The organism is Pseudomonas monachiensis, assembly GCF_047345015.1.
Taxonomy (GTDB): Bacteria; Pseudomonadota; Gammaproteobacteria; order Pseudomonadales; family Pseudomonadaceae; genus Aquipseudomonas; species Aquipseudomonas monachiensis.
In genome coordinates this window covers 2914336-2934211 of sequence record NZ_CP178857.1, presented here as the reverse complement: position 1 = coordinate 2934211, position 19876 = coordinate 2914336, and the positions used below count along the sequence as shown (strand labels likewise).

Genomic DNA, 19876 nt, shown 5'->3' with positions numbered 1-19876 from the left:
ATTTCAAAGAATTGAAAACTCAAAAAATCAGCACGTAGGTCTTGCGCACGGTTTGCTGGATGTCCCAGATGCCCAGGCTGTTGGCCGGCAACATCAGTGCGTCGCCGGCTTCTATGTGCAGGGGCTCGCCGCCGTCCGGGGTGAAGGTGCAGCGGCCCTGGATGAAGTGACAGAATTCCTGGGCGACGATCTGCCGCCGCCAGCGCCCCGGGGTGCACTCCCAGACGCCGGTCTCGACGCCGTCGTCGCGTTCGACGCTGGTGGTCGACGCCACGGCCACGGTGGTGCCCAGGGGCACGGCGACCGGATTGGATTCGTCCAGTTTCAGGGTTGCGGTGTTCTTGAACTGCGTGATGCTCATGGGAATACCTGTCGATGTAGAAGCGCGTTTAGTGCATGAAACCTTCCATGAAACCGGCGACCCCGCTGGCCAGCTTGCGCCGCCAGGGCGCAGTGGCCGGGTTGGCCAGGGTCTGGTCTTCATGGACAAAGCTGCGGATGATCGCGTTGTAGCCGAGCCAGCGGATTGGCTCCGGCTCCCAGGCCCGCAGTGCGTCGAGGCCGCGCTGGGGGATGACCCACGGCTGGCGCACCAGTTCGGTGTCGCGCCCCAGGATCAGGTCAGCCAGCGTGCGGCCCCCCAGGTTGCTGGCGCCAACGCCCTCCCCGCCATAACCGCCAGACAGGGCAATGCCGTTGGCCCGGTCGCAAAGCATGTGCGGCTGGAAATGCCGGGACATGCCCAGGTTGCCGCCCCAGGAATGGGTGATCTGCACGTTCTTCAACTGCGGGAACAGTTCGCCGAACAGGTAGCGCCGCAGCTGTATTTCGTCAGCGGTCAGGTCGAAGTCGTGGCGCAGCTTGCCGGCGAACTGGTAGCCGCCACGGGCGCCAAAAATCAGTCGGTTATCAGCGGTGCGTTGACCGTAGGTGACCTGGCGACTGGCCTCGCTGAACGCCTGGCCGCGACTCAGGCCGATTTCGTCCCAGGTGGCCGCGGGCAATGGCTCGGTCGCGACAATCAGGCTCTGCACCGGCATCTGGTAACGCCCCAATGGCGGCAGCGTCACGGAGTAGCCTTCCACCGCCGGCACCACCCAGCGACTGTGCACCGAAGCTTTCGCCGTGCGCAGGCTGCCGGACTGCCAATGGGTGACCGGGCTGTTTTCGTAGATTCTGACGCCCAGCCGCTCCACCGCCCGGGCCAGCCCCCGTACCAGCCTGGCCGGGTGGATGGTCGCCACGTGCGGCGCGTAGATGCCGCCGTAAGGTTTCGCGACGCGGATCTGTTGCGCCAGTTGCTCCGGGCTCAACCAGCGATAGTGGCTGTCGTTGAGGCCCTGGCGGTGGAGATCGTCCAGGTAATGACGCAGGCTGGCCTCCTGCTCCGGATAGCGTGCGGCGCAATACAGCACCCCGCCTTTACGGTAATCGCAGTCGATCCCCTCTCGTTCGAGGACAATTTCCACTTCATCCGGAATGCTGTGCAGCAAATCGTAGGAGGCACGTCGTTCTTCGGCTGAGAGATTGGCCAGCAGGCGATCCTCCCCCAGCAAATTACCCATCAGCCAGCCACCATTGCGCCCCGACGCGCCGAAACCGGCGGTTTGCGCTTCGACAATGGCGATGTTCAGGTCTGGTTTGTGCTGCTTGAGGTAGTACGCGGTCCAGAGCCCGGTGTAGCCCGCGCCGATGATCGCGACGTCGACATCCAGGTCCCGCTCCAGCGCCGGACGCGCCAACAGCGGCTCGTCGAGCTGGTCCATCCACAAACTGATAGTGCGCCACGCCGGCATGCAAGACTCCGCCACTCAAACTTCGATGGCGTCGATCCTAGTGCGTGGGCTCAGGCGCTGTCTTGCGCGCGTGCACGCAAAGAAATTTGTTTGACGTAAGCCTTGGGTGACTGGCCGGTATGCTGGCGGAAACAGCTGTAGAACGCCGACAGCGAATTGAATCCGGCAGCGAAGGCCAGTTCATCGATGCGCACTGGCGGTGTGGCGGCATCCAGCGCCGCAAGCAAATGTTGCAGGCGTGCCTGGTTGACGTAGCGGTAGAAGCTCTGGCCCAGCACCTGGTTCAACAGGTAGGAAATCTGGTTGCGGCTGTAGCCACACTCCTTCGCCACCCGTTGCAGATCGAGCTCCGGGTCCAGATATGGCTGTTGACCCTGGAAATACTGCTGCAGGTCATCGGCCATGAAGCTCAACTGGCGCGGCGACAGGCCGAGCCGGCTGACCGCCGGGCGATGGTTGCCGGACGTTTTACTGCCGGGTTGTTCATGCACCAATGAAGCATATTCATTGACCCGCCAGATCAGCCCGTCCTTGACGGTGATCGCTTCGCTGGCGCGGAACGACACCAACCCTTCACCGCCGCGCAGGGTGATGCGGTACTGAATGAACGCGGTATTGCCGTCCAGTCGAATGCGGTCGGAATGCTCCAGCGCCTCATCCGGGTCCCGGGGCATGCTGCTGCGTACGTACTCGCGCAATTCAGCCAGGCCCATGAGCTTGTTCTGGAAGAAATCGTTGTACTGGACCTCAGGGTGATAAAGCGCCATGACGCCGTCCAGATCCCGGTGCTTCCAGCGCAAGTGATAGCGCATGACCGTATCGCCCGTGGCCTGGGTTTGCAGCGGGCCATCATCATCGGCGTGCATTGAACATCTCGACGAAAAAACACCGAGCTTGCCCAACTTGCGCTTTGTCTTCAACGACTAACCGATGATGGCAGGCGCCCGCAAATGGCCGACAAGCGTGAGCTGGATCAAAAAAAACGTTGGCAATCGCCAAACGACCTGAAAAATCCACAATATTTTCACAACCGGATGCTACTTTTAAAACCTGTCACTGGTTGAACCAATGAAGGTTCTTCCCTCCTACCATGAGCTAAAGGAAGCGCTCGATAATGAAGGTGGGCAACACATGAATAAAGGGTTCAGCAAAGTCACGTTTCCAAACGCCTGCCAGCTGATGCGCTGGCATTTTCATCCCATGGGTTTCGAGGCGAGCATGGACGCGCCGGGCAGCATGATTGCCCGTCTGTTTGATCGTGCCACTGGCGAGACCATGATCGCCATTGCCGGCATTCCGTGCGCCACCGTCATGAATGCCGCGGATGTAGAGCGAATAATCGAAGCGGTGGAGGATGAACTTGAAGCTTTCGTACCACCACAAGCCCTCAGAAGTTATGCCTGAAGGCTGAACACCCACAAAAAAGCCCACGTCAGGTGGGCTTTTTTGTGGGTGAACAATCGCTCAAGTAGAAGCTTTGCCCTGCCGATGGTCGACAAAGAACGCCTTGCCCTTGCCGATCCGGTCGGAAGCCTTGGGCATGTTCGCGGCCTGGGTGTCTTGTGCGTCAACGTACCAGTAGCAATGGCTGACGGCGCGGGTAATCCCTACATAGGCCAGCCGCAGGATCTCGTCCTTCTGGGCGTTGTCGTAGGGTTCGCTGTCACCTGCCTTGCCCAGGCCCGCCATGCGGTAAACCTGATTCTTGTAAGGCGAGCTGGTCAGGTGCTGGCAATCGCCCAGCAAAAACACCGCATCGGCCTGGAGGCCCTTGGCACTGTGATAGGTCAGTTGCTTGAGCCTGCGAGCCTCATACGGCAAGCTAGAATCAACATTAACTACAGACTGAATATGCTCTTCTATCAATAACTTATCGCTGCTTTTTCGATAAAGCATCAAGATCGAATCGCCCTTTCGGTAATGCTCCATCAGGCGTTGGGCCATGCCTTGGTCATCACGATCGTGGACGTTCACCGGCAGCAACGCCTTGGGTTCGCCGCTGGCCTTGGCTTTCTTCCCGGCAATCGCCGGTGCTGCACGCACGATGTGCTCGGCGGCATCGATGATGTGTTGGTGGCTGCGGTAGTTGTCGCTGAGCATGACCTTGGTGGTGCTCGGCGACGGAAACTCCTTGTTGAACTCCATGAAGTAGCTCGGCGAACTGCCGCGCCACCCGTAGATGGACTGCCAGTCATCGCCCACACACAGCAGCGAGGAGCGCTGGGCGCCGCGCCCGACGTGCATGGCCGGCCCGCGACTGCGGATCTCTGCCAGGCTGGCCCTGATCCAGGAGACGATCTGCGGCGAGACATCCTGGAATTCATCGATCATCAGGTGCGACAGCGGCCGCAGCAGCTCATCGCCGAGCAGCTTGAGGTTCTCCGGCGAATGCTCGCTGAACAGGGCGAACATCCGGTTGTAGGTCATGATCGGCGGCTTCTGATCCAGCAAGTGATCTTCCAGCGCCCGCCAATAAAGGCTCAAGGCTTCGAAGAAGAACCGGTCGGGATCGTCCTTGGCGAAACTCATCTGGCCTACCGCGCTCGGCACATCCAGCCCGAGGTTTTCGATGAACCCGGCGGCGGCGACAAAGCAATCGAGCAGCGGCGCGGAAGCGAGCTCGCCCTTGACCTTGTAATCGAAGCCCGGCCCGGCGCTGGCATCGCCGGCAAGCGAGGCCAGAACACGTCTGGATGATTCGTAACTATCTAGCCATATCAAAGGCTTACGACAGAAAGCTTGAAACAGGGTGCGCTTTACTGCCCACTCTGCGCGCACCGTCAGCTTGGCGTTCGGTCGCGTAACCTGCGGGTTTTCCCGAGGATCGAACCCCAGCACCACCCAGGCATCCAGGGACGGGATGTGGCCGTGGCAATGGAATGTCGAACCGTTGATATCGAACGACTGGCGATTCGGTTCAATGCCCTTGATCGGCCAGGCACCGGCGCGAAACCACAGGTCCTCGATGGCATCGCACAGTTCTTCATCGCGTTTGGCCGCCAGTTCGGTAACCCCCATGCGTTTCTGCACATCGGGGTGATCGCGCTCCAGTTCCTTGAGTTGCAGGGCATGCCGGGACAGTGGCTTGATCAACTCGCGAAAACGCTCATCGACACTGTGCAGGCGGTGATAGCAGGCGTTGAGCTGTTGGCGTTGAGCGTCGTTGATGCGCAGATCGAACGGATTGCTGTCGGCCTCCTCATCGCCCTGTGCGGCCCGCAGGCTGAGGTTCTCGAAAGCCTGCAAACGCTCGAAACCCGCAAGGCTGCGCACCATCGGCAGGATCCGCGAGTGAAAGGTGCGTACCAGATCACGTGCCTCCTTGAAACTGATCGCGCGGCCCCAGAGCGCAAACAGTTCGATCAGCTTGTTGATGAAGTCCTTGCGCGACTCGCGGGTGAAGGTCACCACCGTCATCGAACTCAGTTCAAAGCCCAGGTAGTGGGTCAACAGCAGGATTCGCAGCACCAACGTGGTCGATTTGCCAGCACCGGCACCCGCGATCACCGAGGTGGACGGCGTATCGCTGAAGATCATTTTCCACTGTGCGGCGCTGGGCTGGGCATGGGCCGGCAACAAGCGGGCGACATCGGCCTTCATGCGCTTCTTCAACTCGGCGCTCAACGGCAGGCGCCAATCGTCGAACAACAGGTCATCGACATTCGGCGGTCGGTGTTCAGTGCAGCGCGAGTCGCGGATCAGCAGGACCTGCCGACCCTCTTCCAGCCCTTCGAGCTTGCCTTCCTTGTAGCCGTAATCGACCCCGGCGCTGTGACCGCTGCGAAAACCGTCGGCCTGGCCATGCAGCCACGACGCACGATGCTGCGCGTGCAGGCGGGTCAGACTGTAGCCGAAGAATCGGGCGAGCAATCGCTTGATCAGCGGCATCTCGGCCAGGGGGCGAAGTTCAGGCGGAAGATCTGGGGTGTGTTGCGGCACGCGGACTGACTCCAGGGTGTGAGGCTGTTGGGCGCTATGGTGTCTGCATTTGCCGTCGAGTTCTAGTCAATTGCTTATGTCTCATTGGCTTATGCGATGAAGTGAAAGCTGGATGACAAAATTTCGAGCTCGTTTTATATCAATCCATTCGATGGGAATGCTGCATTTTTTACGCTTTTTATCGATTGTTACCTGTTAGATGATGGCCGTCATCACTCACCGGTCTCGCTTCGTGGCTCAGGCACCTGCCCCATGACGAACCTTTCCTGGAGACGATCATGCTTGAACTCAGACCCTTCAACTCCCTCGGCGGCGCTCACCACGGCTGGCTGGATGCCCACCATCATTTTTCGTTCGCCGAATACTACGATGCCAAGCGCATGAACTGGGGCAACCTGCGGGTCTGGAACGACGACGTGATCGCCCCGGGCACCGGTTTCCCGCAACACTCGCACCGCGACATGGAAATCATCACCTATGTCCGCGAAGGCGCCATTACCCACCAGGACAACCTTGGCAACAAGGGCCGCACCGAAGCCGGTGACGTCCAGGTCATGAGTGCCGGCACCGGGATCGCCCACAGCGAGTACAACCTGGAAGCGACGCCGACCCGGATTTTCCAGATCTGGATCATCCCGAACGAGTCCGGCCTGGCGCCGTCCTGGGGCGCCAAGCCGTTCCCGAAAGGCGACCGCGAAGGCTTTGTCACCCTGGCCAGCGGCAAGGAAGGCGACGACCAGAGCCTGCGTATTCGCGCCGATGCCCGGCTGGTAGCGGCCAATCTGAAGGCCGGTGAGTCTGCCGAATACCCGCTGGACAAGGGGCGTCGTGCGTACCTGGTGCCGGCTACCGGGATCATTGAAGTCAATGGCTTGCGTGTACAAGCTCGAGACGGTGTAGCGGTTGCCGATGAGCAAGTGCTGCGGGTGACGGCCATCGAGGACAGCGAGATTGTTCTGGTGGATCTGGCCTGATTCGGTAAATGCCGGGCGGCACAAAAAAAGGGGCGGCCGTGAATGGTCGCCCCTTTTTAGTTGCTGCAGGGTTGTGTGTTTATTTCGCGGAAATGGCACCATCGACCAGCGTTTGCGCCTCGGCCACCAGTTGCTTGAGGTGGTCGTCGCTGACAAAACTTTCGGCGTAGATCTTGTAGATGTCTTCCGTGCCCGACGGACGTGCCGCGAACCAACCGTTCTCGGTCATGACCTTGAGGCCGCCAATGGCCTGGTCATTGCCCGGTGCGTGGCTGAGGATGCTCTGGATCGGCTCGCCGGCCAGCTGGGTCGAGGTGACCTGTTGCGGCGAGAGTTTGCTCAACAGCGCCTTCTGCTCCGGATTGGCCTTGGCGTCGACCCGTACCGAGAACGGCTCACCCAGTTCGTCGGTCAAGGCACGGTACGCCCGGCTCGGGTCGCGACCGGTGCGGGCGGTCATCTCGGCGGCCAGCAAGGCCGGAATCAAACCGTCCTTGTCGGTGCTCCAGACGCCGCCGTCCTTGCGCAGGAACGAGGCACCGGCGCTTTCTTCACCGCCGAAACCCAGGGAACCGTCAAACAGACCATCGGCAAACCATTTGAAACCGACCGGCACTTCGTACAGGCGACGACCCAGGCGCTTGGCCACGCGATCGATCAGGCCGCTGCTGACCACCGTTTTACCTACTGCAGCATCGGCGCGCCATTGCGGACGGTTCTGGAACAGGTAGTCGATGGCCACGGCGAGGTAGTTGTTCGGCGCCAGCAAGCCACCGGACGGGGTGACGATGCCATGGCGGTCGTGGTCCGGATCGCAGGCAAACGCCACATCGAAGCGTTCTTTCAGGCCGATCAGGCCTTGCATGGCGTGGCTGGACGATGGGTCCATGCGGATCTGGCCATCCCAGTCGACAGTCATGAAGCGGAAGGTCGGGTCGACCTCTTTGTTCACCACGTCCAGGTCCAGGCGGTAATGCTCGGCAATCGCCGACCAGTAGCGCACCCCTGCTCCACCCAGCGGATCGACACCCAGGCGCAGCTTGGCGTCGCGGATGGCGTCGAAGTCGATCACGTTGATCAGGTCGGCGACATAGGTGTTGAGGTAATCGTGGCGATGGGTGGTGCCGGCCTTCAGTGCCTGCTCGTAGCTGATGCGCTTGACGCCAGCGAGCTTGTTGGCCAGCAGTTCGTTGGCCTTGGCTTCGATCCACTTGGTGATGTGGGTATCGGCCGGGCCACCGTTGGTTGGATTGTACTTATAGCCACCGCTTTGCGGCGGGTTGTGGGACGGCGTGATGACAATGCCGTCGGCCAGGCCGCTGGTGCGTCCGCGGTTGTAGCAGAGAATCGCATGGGAAATGGCCGGTGTCGGCGTGTACTCGTCACCTTCGGCGATCATTACAGTCACGCCATTGGCCGCCAGTACTTCGAGGGCGCTGGCGCCGGCCGGCGTGGACAGCGCGTGGGTGTCGATGCCGACAAACAGCGGGCCGTCGATGCCTTGAGCTTCGCGGTACAGGCAGATCGCCTGACTGATCGCCAGCACGTGCCATTCGTTGAAACTCAAGTCGAACGAGCTGCCCCGGTGCCCGGACGTGCCGAAGGCAACGCGCTGGGTCGAAATCGCGGCATCAGGCTGGCCGGTGTAATAGGCCGTTACCAGTCGCGGGATGTCGACCAACAATTGTGCCGGTGCCGGTTTACCCGCAAAAGGACTGAGTGTCATGCAAAACCTCTGGAATAGAGTGGTTCAGGAGATGGGTCGCAGTTTACTGGCAGTTGGACCGCAAGGCGATGGAATCGATCCAACACAGTGGCGGTTGTTATTTTTTGTCACTCACTCGATCGATTCCAGGCGCAGCGCATCCCCCAGCAGTCCCAGCGCGGCCGCCAGGTTGTGATCGCCACCGAAGGTATGGCTCAGGCGAAAATGCTGTCCGTGCAGACCGTGGAGGCTGAACAGCTCCCCCGGTGCAATGACCACCTGATGCGCCAGCAGACGCTGGAACACACGACGGACATTGACCCGACGCAAAGAGCGCACCCAGACCGTTGCACCACCTTCTGGCTCGACGAAACGCAAGGCATCACCCAAGCGCTCCTGCAACAACTGGGTCAGTTGATTCTTGCGTTCATTGAGCAGCCGCCGCAGCACCAGCAGGTGTTGATCGATGCGACCGCTGCTGTACAAGCGTGCGATGGCTTTCTGGCGAATCGGCGAGAGTCGGAAGGAACGCAGCAGAAAGTGCCGTTGCAGATCAGCGCTCAAATGCCTTGAAAGCAGATAGCCATAGGGCGCTTCCGGCCCGATGATTTTCTCGAACGTGGAAAACACCATCAGCCGTTCAGGGTCCAGCAAGTCTCGAAAGCGCACGCCGCCCAGGTCGAATCCAAGTTCGCCATAACAGTCGTTCTCCAGCACCCAGCTGTCGTGCGCGGCCAACAGTCGGGCAATGGTCTGCCTGTTGTCGTCAGGCGCCAGGCTGCCACGGGGCATGTTGAGGGCCGATGACAACAGCACCAGCCTTACCGGCTCGGTATCCAGGAGCATTTTCAACCGTTCCGGGTCCAGGCCACCATCGGCTTGCACAGGCAATTCGATCACCCGCACACAGGCGGCCTGGAACAAACGCAGGATCGTCCAGTCGCACGGCGATTCGACCACCACCGTGGCGTCTTTCAAGCCCAGCACGGCGATCAGGATTTCCAGTACACCGCGCAGGTCAGCGCCGATATAGACATCGTCGGCGTGCCAGTAACGCATGGGAGACGTGGTGTAGCGTGCTGCCAGGGCGGTACGCAATTCGAGTTCGCCGCAGGGTTGCGAAGGCGACTGCGGCTGGCGGGGATACTGGCGCAGCAACTCCCTCTCCAGCAGCAACAAAGGACTGTCGAGCGGTTGCAGCAACGCCGGTTCATCGGCGCTCAGGACCAGCATCCCCGGGCGCCTGGCATTGACGTAGACCGCTTCCAGCAAGTCGCTGCCGCTGTCCTGCAGGTTGATCGAGGACACCGGCAACGCGTAGTAGCCGGACTTGGCCACCGAATAGACGCGCCCTTCTTTCTCCAGCAGCGAATAAGCGTACTGAATGGTCGAAATCGACACATTGAGGCGCTCAGCCAGATGCCGCAGCGACGGCAGGCGGATGCGCGAATCCCCTTCAGACTCGTTGATCAGGCTGACCAGGTATCGATAAACCGCCTGATAGGCGAAATCCGTTTCTCGTGGACCTTTCATCGGCGAAGGCCAGCCACGCTGGCTGAAAATCCGCCCACGCTCAGTGACCCGCTGACCATTCATCCTCCATCGTGATGCCGGCGTCAGGATCGTCCGGCGTATTGTGCGACGCAGCCCTTTGGATGATTGCCTCAGGCGCCCCGCCATCGACTGCGGGCGTCCACTCCATGCGGTAAAGCTGGCCAATCAGGCTCAGGGGTAATCCACTGACATCAATCATCCATTGCATGATCTGTTCGGCGACCGGGTGCCCCTGCATGGCCTTGTGCAACTCGGGCATGGCCACCAGCATGCCCGGATGGCACTGACGCAGAAAAGGCTCGAGCCCCGCGCCTTTATCGATAAAAGGCGAAAACAGCAGGCACACCAGTTGCGCTTCGCTCAGGCCCAGGTTCTTTTGCGCCTCGGCTGCCGCCCGGGCGCGCAGTTCGGTCATTGTCGCCGGATTGCCGAAGACCTCGATGGCCTGCTCGCACAAACGCTCGGGCAAGCGCTTGCGGCGCATCATCACCAGGGCGCGTTGCAGGTATTGCGCAATGCCGGATTCGTAATTGCGGCCCTGCACGTAGCACGCTTGCAACCCCCTGACGTGCGCCGAGATCGACGGGCTGACAAACTCGTTATCGCTGATCTGCGCGGACAGTTCGTCGGGCTGGAAGCCGAGAAATTCAGTCAGCATTGGCCAGCGTTCTTCCAGGTTGCTGACCAGCAAATCGTGAATGTCGATGCAGGCCGTACGGCGACAGGTCTCGAAGCGCTCTTGCGGACGCCACGGGGCCTGGGCGTAATCGGCGTAGAACCCCTGATAACAGTCGCTGCCCAGTTCATCGAGCAATGCAAACAACCCCGCATAACCGGCCTCGCCCGTGTGGGAAAACTGCAGCCCGGCCTTGGTGGCGGCACGTTTCAAACCCTCGATGAATTGCTTCTGCTGACGCGGCGTGTCACTGATGAGCAACGCGTCGACACCTCCGTCCCAGCGGGCGATTTGTCCGTAGAACTCTCCCGTGGCCAGATAACCGTCATCCCACAGGTCGAACCCGCCGCGCCATTCCCGGCGATGGCCGATCAGCAGCAGGTTCAGGCGGCCGGACTCGCGACCGGCGTCGGAGACCGGCGTCAGATGATTGAACGGCAATACCTCCCGATCATCGACCATCAACACCTCGACCCGGGGATCGTCATAGACAAACAATGCGCTGTTGGTCCGGTGCATGTTTTCCACGGCCGCGCAGTTTGCTCCGTTCAACCGTAACGAGGCGATGCGCAACTGGAATGTCGCCGGTGTACGGGTAGCAATGGTCAACTGCGCAGCACGCAACAGCGCCAGCGTGTAACAGTTGTCACGAGCCCCGGACTGGATCGCCAACACTTTGTAATCGCCAATGCGCTCCATGCCCCCGGCCGCTACCGCCAGGCGCTGAATCAACAATTGCAATGCAGTGCGTTCGGCCCGGGAGAAAAAACCCAGTAATCGCTGCAGCACTTGTTGATAGACATAGTTCATCGCTTGGTCATGGATGCTGGTCATCTTTATTTACCTGATACTCGTAAGTTCAATATCGTGCAGACAGCAAATCCCGTTGGACTGTCGGCGCGAATGGAGTCATGGACTTTATTGCCAAATGCTAACACTTGAATTTTCTTGAAATTATTTGAAACGTTCGCAGCGCCCCCTCGTTTTAAAGACAAAGGAAAGACCGGAGTGCCCAGCTGGCAAGGGCTTGCTCGTTTTAAACGGGAGTCCTAGGAAATGTCCGACAAGGTCCCACAGACACTTAATACAAGAAATAAGGAAGAAAGTTGTCGCTGTCTTTTTGGCAACTAAAAAACAACCAACTAATTTGCAGATTTGCACCGATGGCGCACAGTGAAAAGTTCCAGCCTGATACCCAGCCATGACTCATTCCTTGAGATGAAAGTAATCATTCAATTATCAGGGCTTAGTGGCTGATTAGAAGCTACAGATTACGGGCAAAAACCAGTTCAGTTGCTGGACCGGCCTGCGGATCGACGGGTTTCGGGGGGTTGAAACGAAAGAGTCCGTGCGGGCACGGACTCTTGGGAGGACTGTTGGATAAGTGCTACGCCGGTTCGACCTGCAGCGCGACCCGTTCGCGACACGGGCATTCGTCCATGTAGCGGTGTGCTTCGACAAACTCGGCAAACGGGAAGACCCGGGTCTTGAGCGGCAGCAGAACGCGGTCGGCGGTCAGCTGATTGATGTCGCGCAAGGCACGTTGCAGTGCGGCCTGGTCCTGGGTGATGCCCAGTTCCGGCTTGCCCGTGAAGTTGCCAATGCAGTGGACGAAGAACTGAATATTTTTCTGGAACGCTGCGCAGGCCGGGAAAGGCGTCTGGTTGCCACCTTGCAGGCCGTACAGCACCAGGCTGCCGCGAGGTGCCAGCACATCGCCCAGCAACGACATCTGCGGACCGCCCAAACCATCGAACACCACGTCCACGCCGCGGTTATCGGTGATCTTGTTGATCCGCATCAGCAGATCTTCTTCCTCGGTGACGATCACTTTATCGGCACCCAGCGACAGCAGGTATTCACGTTCCTCCGCGGTCTTGGTCGCGGCGATCACTCGAACACCCAAGGCCTTGCCCAGTTGTACGAACGAAGGTCCGGCGCAATGACTGGCGTCGGTCACCAGGGCGAATTGCCCGGGCTTGACCCGTGCCAGATCGGCATAGGCGAAATAGGCAATCAACAACGGCGTGTAGTGCACGCTGGCTTCAATCGGGCTGAGCACATCCGGATAACGGGTGACCGCCGAGCGTGGCAGAACGATCAGCTCACCGTAGACCGGGTAGTCGTTCGGGCTTTGGGCCGGGAAGCTGGCGACCTTGTCACCGACTTCCAGGTCATCGACGCCATCACCGACAGCGGTGACGATACCGGCCATCTCCTGGCCAAGGCCTGAAGGCAGACGGGCATGGGACGGGGCCAGGTTCTGGCGCCAGAGAGTGTCATACCAACTGATGCCGATCGCTTCGACGCGCACCTGCACTTCGCCCGGTGCAGGCAGAGCCGTCGCATGCTCTTCGCATTTGAGCACCTCGGCTGGACCAAACTTGTGAAAACGGATCGTGCGGGACATCGCAAACCTCGCCAAATGAACCTCTAATGCCTTGAACTCTAGCTGGGCTTTCAACCCAACACTATCTGTGGCTATTAATAGTCGACATGCCTGTCATTGATTCCGCAGCGGCGGCAACATCGTCAAATGTCGTAAGAAACCGAAGCAGCCTATGTAGGAAAAACTGAATTACCCGGTGCAGAGTACCAGCCTTTCCCCGTAATATTCCTGCTGGCCATTGTTCTCATATGGCCGCCCACGTCAAGTTTGCTGACTCTGCCAGGACTCCAGATGAATCGTAATGACCTGCGTCGTGTCGACCTGAACCTGTTGATCGTTTTCGAAACGTTGATGCACGAACGCAGCGTGACCCGCGCTGCGGAAAAACTGTTCCTCGGCCAGCCTGCCATCAGTGCGGCGCTCTCGCGCCTGCGCGGGTTGTTCGATGATCCTTTGTTTGTGCGTACCGGCCGCAGCATGGAACCGTCCGCCAGAGCGGTCGAGATCTTCGCCCTGCTCTCGCCGGCACTGGATTCGATTTCCACCGCCGTCAGCCGTGCGGCCGAGTTCGATCCTGCCACAAGTACCGCCGTGTTCCGCATCGGCCTTTCGGACGACGTCGAGTTCGCCTTGCTGCCCATGCTGCTCAAGCGCCTGCGTGCCGAGTCGCCGGGGATCGTGCTGGTGGTGCGTCGGGTCAACTACATCCTGATGCCGGGACTGCTGGCATCCGGCGAGATCTCCATCGGTGTCAGCTACACCACCGACCTGCCGGCCAACGCCAAGCGCAAGGTACTGCGCCGCAGCCAGCCGAAGCTGTTGCGCGCCGACACCGTGCCGGGGCCGTTGAGCCTGGATGATTACTGCGCTCGCCCCCATGCACTGGTGTCATTCGCCGGCGACCTCAGCGGCTTTATTGACGAAGAACTGGAAAAACTCGGGCGCAAACGGCATGTGGTGCTGGCTGTGCCGCAGTTCAACGGGTTGAGCACCCTGCTCGCGGGCACAGATATTGTGGCGACGGTGCCGGACTACACAGCTGAGGCACTGACCGCCGCGGGCGGTGTGCGGGCTGAAGATCCGCCGCTGCCGGTGCGCAGTTTCGAGTTGCACATGGCTTGGCGTGGTTCGCAGGATAATGATCCGGGCGAACGCTGGTTGCGTTCGCGGATTCAGATGTTCTTCGGGGATCCGGACAGCCTCTGAGAAGGCGACGCAGGCCTGAATGAAAACGGGTGCCTTTACAGGCGCCCGTTTTGTTGTCGCGGGTTGCATGACCGACACCGGGTGCATCGACGTCGAACCGGGGAAGATCAGCAAAAGAATTTCGTATACCCTAGCGCTATCTCACTCCAAATGACCGCCGCCGTGAACTTACCCAAACTCAACGCACCCGACCTTGGTAACACGCCTTCGACTTCGGAAATCATCACCCGCCATCTGCGCGATGCGATTGTCGCCGGGCATTTTGCCGAGGATGAGCCGATCCGCCAGGACGACATCGCCCGCCAGTTCAATGTCAGCAAGATCCCGGTGCGCGAAGCCCTCAAGCGGCTGGAGGCCGAAGGGTTGGTGATGTTCCAGCGCAATCGCGGGGCGATGGTCACGCGGGTTTCCGATGCGGAACTGGCGCAGATGTTCGAAGTGCGGATGCTGCTGGAGGACAAGATTCTGCGCCTGGCCATTCCGAACATGACCGAAGAGACCTTCGCCCGTGCCGAGCGCATCTGTCAGGAGTTTGTCGGCGAGGACGACGTGGGGCGCTGGGCCGAGCTCAACTGGGAGTTGCATTCCTGCCTGTACGAGCCGGCGCAGCGACCGTTTCTGGTGAGTCTGATCCGTTCGGTCAACGACAAGCTGGAACGTTATCTACGCATGCAGATGAGCTTGTCGGCCGGTAAGGAACGGGCCGATCACGAACACCGCGAGATCCTGGCGGCCTGCCGCGCCGGGGATGTGGACCTGGCGGTGAAGCTTCTGGACGAGCACATTGCCGGCGTCTGCACGACCCTGTTCGAGCACCTGCCCCATAGCCACTGACAGCGACGAATGCTGTGCCGATTTCGTCATCGACACAGACTAAATCCATCAAGCCGACACCCCGCCGCACGGGCCACTCTTGCGTTCACTCAACCGAATGGACGTGGCCCTCCCATGAAACGCATCTCAGTGATCGACTCCCACACCGGCGGCGAACCGACCCGCCTGGTGACCGCCGGCTTTCCTGACCTGGGCACTGGCAGCATGGCCGAACGGCGCAAGGTACTGGCCGAACAGCATGACCAATGGCGCGCCGCCTGTGTGCTGGAACCACGGGGCAGTGACGTACTGGTGGGCGCCCTGCTCTGCACGCCGGTGGACCCTGGCGCCTGTGCCGGGGTGATTTTCTTCAACAACACCGGTTATCTGGGCATGTGCGGCCACGGCACCATCGGCCTGGTGGCGTCGTTGGCGCACCTGGGCAAGATCGGCCCCGGTGTGCACAGCATCGAAACGCCTGTGGGCACGGTGCAGGCAACCCTGCACGAAGACCATTCGGTGAGTGTGCGCAACGTGCCGGCCTACCGTTATCGCAAGGCGCTGGCGGTGCAGGTGCCGGGCATCGGCCAAGTGGTCGGTGATATCGCCTGGGGCGGCAACTGGTTTTTCCTGATCGCCGAGCATGGACTGCGGGTGGCCGGCGACAACCTCGAAGCGCTGACCGCTTACACCTTCGCTGTGCAGCAAGCCCTGGAAGCCCAAGGCATTCGCGGTGAAGACGGCGGTTTGATCGATCACGTCGAGTTGTTCGCCGATGACGATCACGCCGACAGCCGCAACTTCGTGCTCTGCCCCGGAAAAGCCTATGACCGTTCGCCCTGCGGCACCGGCACCAGTGCCAAACTGGCATGCCTGGCGGCCGACGACAAGTTGCAACCGGGGCAGATCTGGCGCCAGGCCAGCGTCATCGGCAGCGAGTTCGAGGGGGCCTACGAACTGCAGGGTGAGCGCATCGTGCCGACCATTCGTGGTCGCGCGTTCATCAGTGCCGAGGCGAGCCTGATCATCGAACAGGACGACCCGTTCGCCTGGGGCATTCGTCCATGAACGAGGGCCAGGTGGCCGATGTGATCGTGATCGGCGCCGGCATTATCGGCGCCGCCTGTGCCCAGGCGCTGGCCCGTCGCGGCTTGCAGGTGCTGGTGCTGGACGCCGGCCTGCACGGCGCCACGGCCGCCGGCATGGGCCACTTGCTGGTACTCGACGACAACCCCGCCGAACTGGCCCTGAGTCAATATTCATTGCAGCGCTGGCGCGAACTGGGCGCGGACCTGCCCGACAGCTGTGCCTATCGCTGCAACGGCACGCTGTGGCTGGCGGCGAATGCCGAAGAAATGGCGGTGGCCCACAGCAAATTCCTGAACCTGCAGGCCCAGGGCGTGGCTTGCGAACTGATCGGCGCCAGTGCCCTGCGCCAGCGCGAACCGGAACTGAGCGAAGGACTGGAAGGCGGTTTGCTGATCAATGGCGACGGCATTCTATACGCCCCGGCGACAGCCGGATGGATGCTCGAAACACCGAACATCCGCCAGCGCCGGGCACGGGTCAATGCGGTCGATGGCAACCGCGTCTGCCTCGATGATGGTCACTGGTTGAGTGCCGATGCCGTGGTGTTGGCCAACGGTATCCAAGCCAACGAACTGTGCCCGGAATTGCCCATCGAGCCGAAAAAAGGCCACCTGCTGATCACTGACCGTTACCCCGGCAGCGTCACCCATACGCTGGTGGAACTGGGTTACGTCACCAGTGCCCACAACGCCACGGGGCCGTCGACCGCCTGCAACATCCAGCCGCGCCCCACCGGGCAACTGTTCATCGGCGCCTCGCGGCAATTCGGCACCACCGACCCGCAAGTCGAAGGCTGGATGCTCGCGAAAATGCTCAAGCGTGCCGCCGAGTACATGCCGGGGCTGGCCCGGCTCAATGGCATCCGTGCCTGGACCGGTTTCCGCGCCGCCAGCCCCGACGGCTTGCCGCTGGTGGGCCAACATCCACAACGTCAAGGCTTGTGGCTGGCAGTCGGTCACGAAGGATTGGGCGTGACCACCGCCCCCGGCACCGCCGATTTACTGGTGGCGCAACTGTTCAACGAAACCCCGCCACTGGCCGCACAACCTTATCTGCCCCAGCGTTTTCTCGGAGAACCGGTCTATGCCTGAATTGTTGCTGGACGGCCACGCCCTGAAAGTCGCCGAAGGCACCAGCGTCGCCGCTGCCCTGGCGTTGGCCAGTGACGGCTGCACGCGCACCTCGGTCAGCGGTCAGCGCCGTGCGCCGCTGTGCGGCATGGGCATTTGCCAGGAATGCCGGGTGATCATCGATGGCCGGCGTCGCCTGGCTTGCCAGACCCTGTGCCGTGACGGCATGCAGGTGGAGACTCGCCCATGAATGAATACGCTGATCTGTTGATCATTGGCGCTGGCCCTGCCGGGATGAGCGCCGCCCTTGCCGCTGCCCCCAGCGGCGCCCGCATTGTCATGCTCGACGATAACCCGCTGCCGGGCGGGCAAATCTGGCGCGACGGACCTCAAGCCAACGTGCCCGGTCAGGCCCGGCGCCTGCGCGAGCGTCTGGCGTCGTGCAACAACATTCGCCATCACGCCGGTACCCGGGTGATCGCCAACCCCGGCGCGAAACAACTGCTGGTGGAAGATGACGACCACGGCTGGTTGATCAGCTACGACAAACTGATTCTGTGCACCGGTGCCCGTGAATTGCTGCTGCCCTTCCCCGGCTGGACCCTGCCGGGCGTCACCGGTGCGGGTGGTTTGCAGGCGCTGATCAAGGCCGGTTTGCCGGTGCAGAACGAGCGCGTGGTGATCGCCGGCAGCGGCCCGCTGTTACTGGCCAGTGCCGCCACCGCCAAACAGCATGGCGCGCAAGTGCAACGCATTGCCGAACAAGCCAGCCTTGGCGCCGTCGCCGGTTTCGCCGCGCAACTGCCGCGCTGGCCCGGCAAATGGCTGCAATCGTTCAGCCTGTTCGACCACCATTACCGCACCGCCACCCACATACTGGCGGCGCTCGGCACCGACCGAGTGGAAGGCGTGCGCCTGCAACAACAAGGCAACATCGTCGAACTGGAATGTGATCGGCTGGCCTGTGGATTCGGGTTGATTCCCAATATCCAGTTGGGTCAGGCACTGGGTTGCGCCATCGAAGATCAAGCCATCGCGGTGGATGCCTGGCAGGCCAGCAACCGCGCCGATCATTATGCGGCGGGCGAATGCACAGGGTTCGGCGGCAGTGAACTGGCCTTGGTGGAGGGTGCGATTGCCGGCCACGCTGCGGTCGGCAATCTGCAAGCCGCCAGGCAATTGTGGCCGCGCCGGGCGCGCTGGCAGGGTTTCGCCAAGGCGCTGAACAGCGCGTTCGCCCTCGACCCGCGACTCAAGTCCCTGGCCCGCCCCGACACCCTGGTTTGCCGCTGCGAAGACGTGCCCTACGCGGCATTGACCGGTCACTCTGACTGGCGCGAAGCCAAACTCGCCAGTCGCTGCGGCATGGGCGCCTGCCAGGGCCGGGTGTGTGGCGGCGCAGTGCAGCATTTGTTTGGTTGGCAGCCCTCTGCACCGCGCCCACCCTTCAGCCCGGCGCGGATCGAAACCTTGATGTCCCTGGACGATATCCCGCCAGCGTGATGACCACGCCAGGGCTTTCGGCCACGCTGGCGAGCCTCTATGATCCCGGGGGTCACCCTCAGACCCCCGGCGCCATGTATCCCTCGCTCACTACCTTTAAACCTTGCGATCTGCCGACGCTGCTGAACAGCCTTCAGCCCATCGCGCCGTTGCTCGATACCCTGTCGGACGTGGTGTTTTTCATCAAGGACGGCGAGGCCCGCTACGCCTTCGTCAACCAGACCCTGGCCCGGCGTTGTGGTTTCAAACACAGGGACGAGCTGCTGGGGCGCACCGCCGAAATGGTCTTCCCGGAACGCTTCGGTCCGCTGTACACCGAGCAGGATCGGCGAGTGCTGTCCAGCGGTCGCGAACTGGCCGATCAGCTGGAGTTGCATTTGTATTATGGCAATCAGCCGATCTGGTGCCTGACCCACAAACTCGCCTTGAAGGATGAACAGGGTCGAATCGTCGGCCTGGCCGGTATCTCCCGCGACCTGCAATCGCCGCAGTCGAACCATCCGGCGTTCCAGAAACTCGCCGCCGTGGATGCCCATATCCGTCGCCACTTCGCCCGCTCCATCAGCCTCGCCGAACTGACCGCCATCGCTGGCTACTCCGTGGCGCAATTGGAGCGGCACTGCAAACGGGTGTTCCAGCTCACCCCGCGGCAAATGATTCACAAGGCACGCCTGGAAGAAGGTTCGCGGTTGTTACTGCACACCGGGTTGCCGATCACCGAGATTGCCTTGCGCTGTGGTTACACCGACCACAGTGCCTTCAGCCGGCAGTTTCGGGCGCTGACCAGTTTGTCGCCGAGTCAGTATCGCGATAATCAGCGCTGAAGATCAAAAGATCGCAGGCTGCGCCAGCTCCTACGCCGACCGCGTACACCCGTGATTAAAGGGCGTACACCAATCCCGTAGGAGCTGCCGAAGGCTGCGATCTTTTGACAGCCAGTGTTCCTTAAAGGGGCGCCCGCGCTACCGCTGCTCCCATATGTAACACCTGCCCCCGATACCTTGGCGTCACCACATCTCGGGTTGCACCGCTATAAAACCTCTACGCCAAGGCCTGACAACTAATTCACCCATCGGACTGGAAATAGGCACGTTGATTGCTATTGTTAATATCGTATACGAAATCCCCAATACGATATTTAACAGCACTCCACATCAACGAG

Annotated in this window: 17 protein-coding genes; 9 read left to right on the top strand and 8 right to left on the bottom strand. The window is 61.0% G+C overall.

The features are described from left to right. Positions 1-19: 19 nt before the first annotated feature. The 3 genes from ACMDB8_RS13135 to ACMDB8_RS13125 are packed head-to-tail and all read right to left on the bottom strand — an operon-like array spanning position 20 to position 2662. Positions 20-361, bottom strand: coding sequence for a cupin domain-containing protein (locus ACMDB8_RS13135; RefSeq protein ID WP_056724769.1), 342 nt, complete (start codon positions 359-361; stop codon positions 20-22). A 28-nt stretch (positions 362-389) separates the two neighbouring features. Then, positions 390-1796 (bottom strand): NAD(P)/FAD-dependent oxidoreductase, encoded by a 1407-nt coding sequence (locus tag ACMDB8_RS13130; protein ID WP_056724767.1) that lies wholly within the window; start codon positions 1794-1796, stop codon positions 390-392. A 50-nt stretch (positions 1797-1846) separates the two neighbouring features. Beyond that, positions 1847-2662: a helix-turn-helix domain-containing protein gene (locus tag ACMDB8_RS13125; protein WP_056724765.1), complete on the bottom strand. Its 816-nt coding sequence runs from the start codon at positions 2660-2662 to the stop codon at positions 1847-1849. A gap of 265 nt (positions 2663-2927) precedes the next feature. On the opposite strand from ACMDB8_RS13125, the gene ACMDB8_RS13120 reads away from it, so the two are divergent. Then, positions 2928-3200 (top strand): DUF1652 domain-containing protein, encoded by a 273-nt coding sequence (locus ACMDB8_RS13120; RefSeq protein WP_008050083.1) that lies wholly within the window; start codon positions 2928-2930, stop codon positions 3198-3200. Positions 3201-3260: 60 nt separating this feature from the next. Here ACMDB8_RS13120 and ACMDB8_RS13115 read toward each other — a convergent pair whose 3' ends face one another. Continuing rightward, the gene (locus ACMDB8_RS13115) at positions 3261-5735 is read right to left on the bottom strand and encodes a UvrD-helicase domain-containing protein (protein WP_409079025.1); all 2475 of its coding nucleotides are present in this window, start codon (positions 5733-5735) and stop codon (positions 3261-3263) included. 278 nt (positions 5736-6013) lie between these two features. Between ACMDB8_RS13115 and ACMDB8_RS13110 the strand changes: the two genes are divergently transcribed. Then, positions 6014-6709, top strand: a complete 696-nt coding sequence (locus ACMDB8_RS13110) for a pirin family protein (RefSeq protein WP_056724761.1) — start codon at positions 6014-6016, stop codon at positions 6707-6709. Between the two features lie 79 nt (positions 6710-6788). On the opposite strand, the gene pgm is transcribed toward ACMDB8_RS13110, so the two are convergent. The 4 genes from pgm to ACMDB8_RS13090 form a co-directional block, all read right to left on the bottom strand. Continuing rightward, positions 6789-8435 (bottom strand): phosphoglucomutase (alpha-D-glucose-1,6-bisphosphate-dependent), encoded by a 1647-nt coding sequence (gene pgm / locus ACMDB8_RS13105; RefSeq protein ID WP_056724759.1) that lies wholly within the window; start codon positions 8433-8435, stop codon positions 6789-6791. Between the two features lie 111 nt (positions 8436-8546). Further along, positions 8547-9947 (bottom strand): PLP-dependent aminotransferase family protein, encoded by a 1401-nt coding sequence (locus ACMDB8_RS13100; RefSeq protein WP_223541244.1) that lies wholly within the window; start codon positions 9945-9947, stop codon positions 8547-8549. A gap of 40 nt (positions 9948-9987) precedes the next feature. Beyond that, positions 9988-11478, bottom strand: coding sequence for a hypothetical protein (locus tag ACMDB8_RS13095; RefSeq protein WP_409079026.1), 1491 nt, complete (start codon positions 11476-11478; stop codon positions 9988-9990). 553 nt (positions 11479-12031) lie between these two features. Further along, complete coding sequence (locus tag ACMDB8_RS13090) at positions 12032-13054, bottom strand: zinc-dependent alcohol dehydrogenase family protein (protein ID WP_056724755.1); 1023 nt, start codon at positions 13052-13054, stop codon at positions 12032-12034. A gap of 270 nt (positions 13055-13324) precedes the next feature. Between ACMDB8_RS13090 and ACMDB8_RS13085 the strand changes: the two genes are divergently transcribed. From ACMDB8_RS13085 to ACMDB8_RS13055, 7 genes are all read left to right on the top strand, one after another. Beyond that, positions 13325-14239 (top strand): LysR family transcriptional regulator, encoded by a 915-nt coding sequence (locus ACMDB8_RS13085; protein ID WP_056724753.1) that lies wholly within the window; start codon positions 13325-13327, stop codon positions 14237-14239. Between the two features lie 162 nt (positions 14240-14401). Beyond that, positions 14402-15073 carry a GntR family transcriptional regulator gene (locus ACMDB8_RS13080; RefSeq protein ID WP_236709744.1) on the top strand — a complete coding sequence of 224 codons (672 nt, stop codon included), beginning with the start codon at positions 14402-14404 and terminating at the stop codon, positions 15071-15073. Between the two features lie 114 nt (positions 15074-15187). Continuing rightward, on the top strand, positions 15188-16120 hold the full coding sequence (locus ACMDB8_RS13075) for a 4-hydroxyproline epimerase (RefSeq protein WP_223541230.1): 933 nt from the start codon (positions 15188-15190) through the stop codon (positions 16118-16120). Then, positions 16117-17232 carry an NAD(P)/FAD-dependent oxidoreductase gene (locus tag ACMDB8_RS13070; protein ID WP_409079027.1) on the top strand — a complete coding sequence of 372 codons (1116 nt, stop codon included), beginning with the start codon at positions 16117-16119 and terminating at the stop codon, positions 17230-17232. Before ACMDB8_RS13075 ends, ACMDB8_RS13070 begins: the two co-directional genes overlap by 4 nt. After that, positions 17225-17461 carry a 2Fe-2S iron-sulfur cluster-binding protein gene (locus ACMDB8_RS13065; protein ID WP_056724745.1) on the top strand — a complete coding sequence of 79 codons (237 nt, stop codon included), beginning with the start codon at positions 17225-17227 and terminating at the stop codon, positions 17459-17461. The genes ACMDB8_RS13070 and ACMDB8_RS13065 overlap by 8 nt, the downstream gene beginning before the upstream one ends. Then, a complete protein-coding gene (locus ACMDB8_RS13060; protein ID WP_409079028.1) occupies positions 17458-18714 on the top strand; it encodes an FAD-dependent oxidoreductase in 1257 nt (418 codons plus the stop codon). Before ACMDB8_RS13065 ends, ACMDB8_RS13060 begins: the two co-directional genes overlap by 4 nt. A 74-nt stretch (positions 18715-18788) precedes the next feature. Further along, on the top strand, positions 18789-19538 hold the full coding sequence (locus ACMDB8_RS13055) for an AraC family transcriptional regulator (protein ID WP_056724741.1): 750 nt from the start codon (positions 18789-18791) through the stop codon (positions 19536-19538). Positions 19539-19876 lie beyond the last annotated feature (338 nt).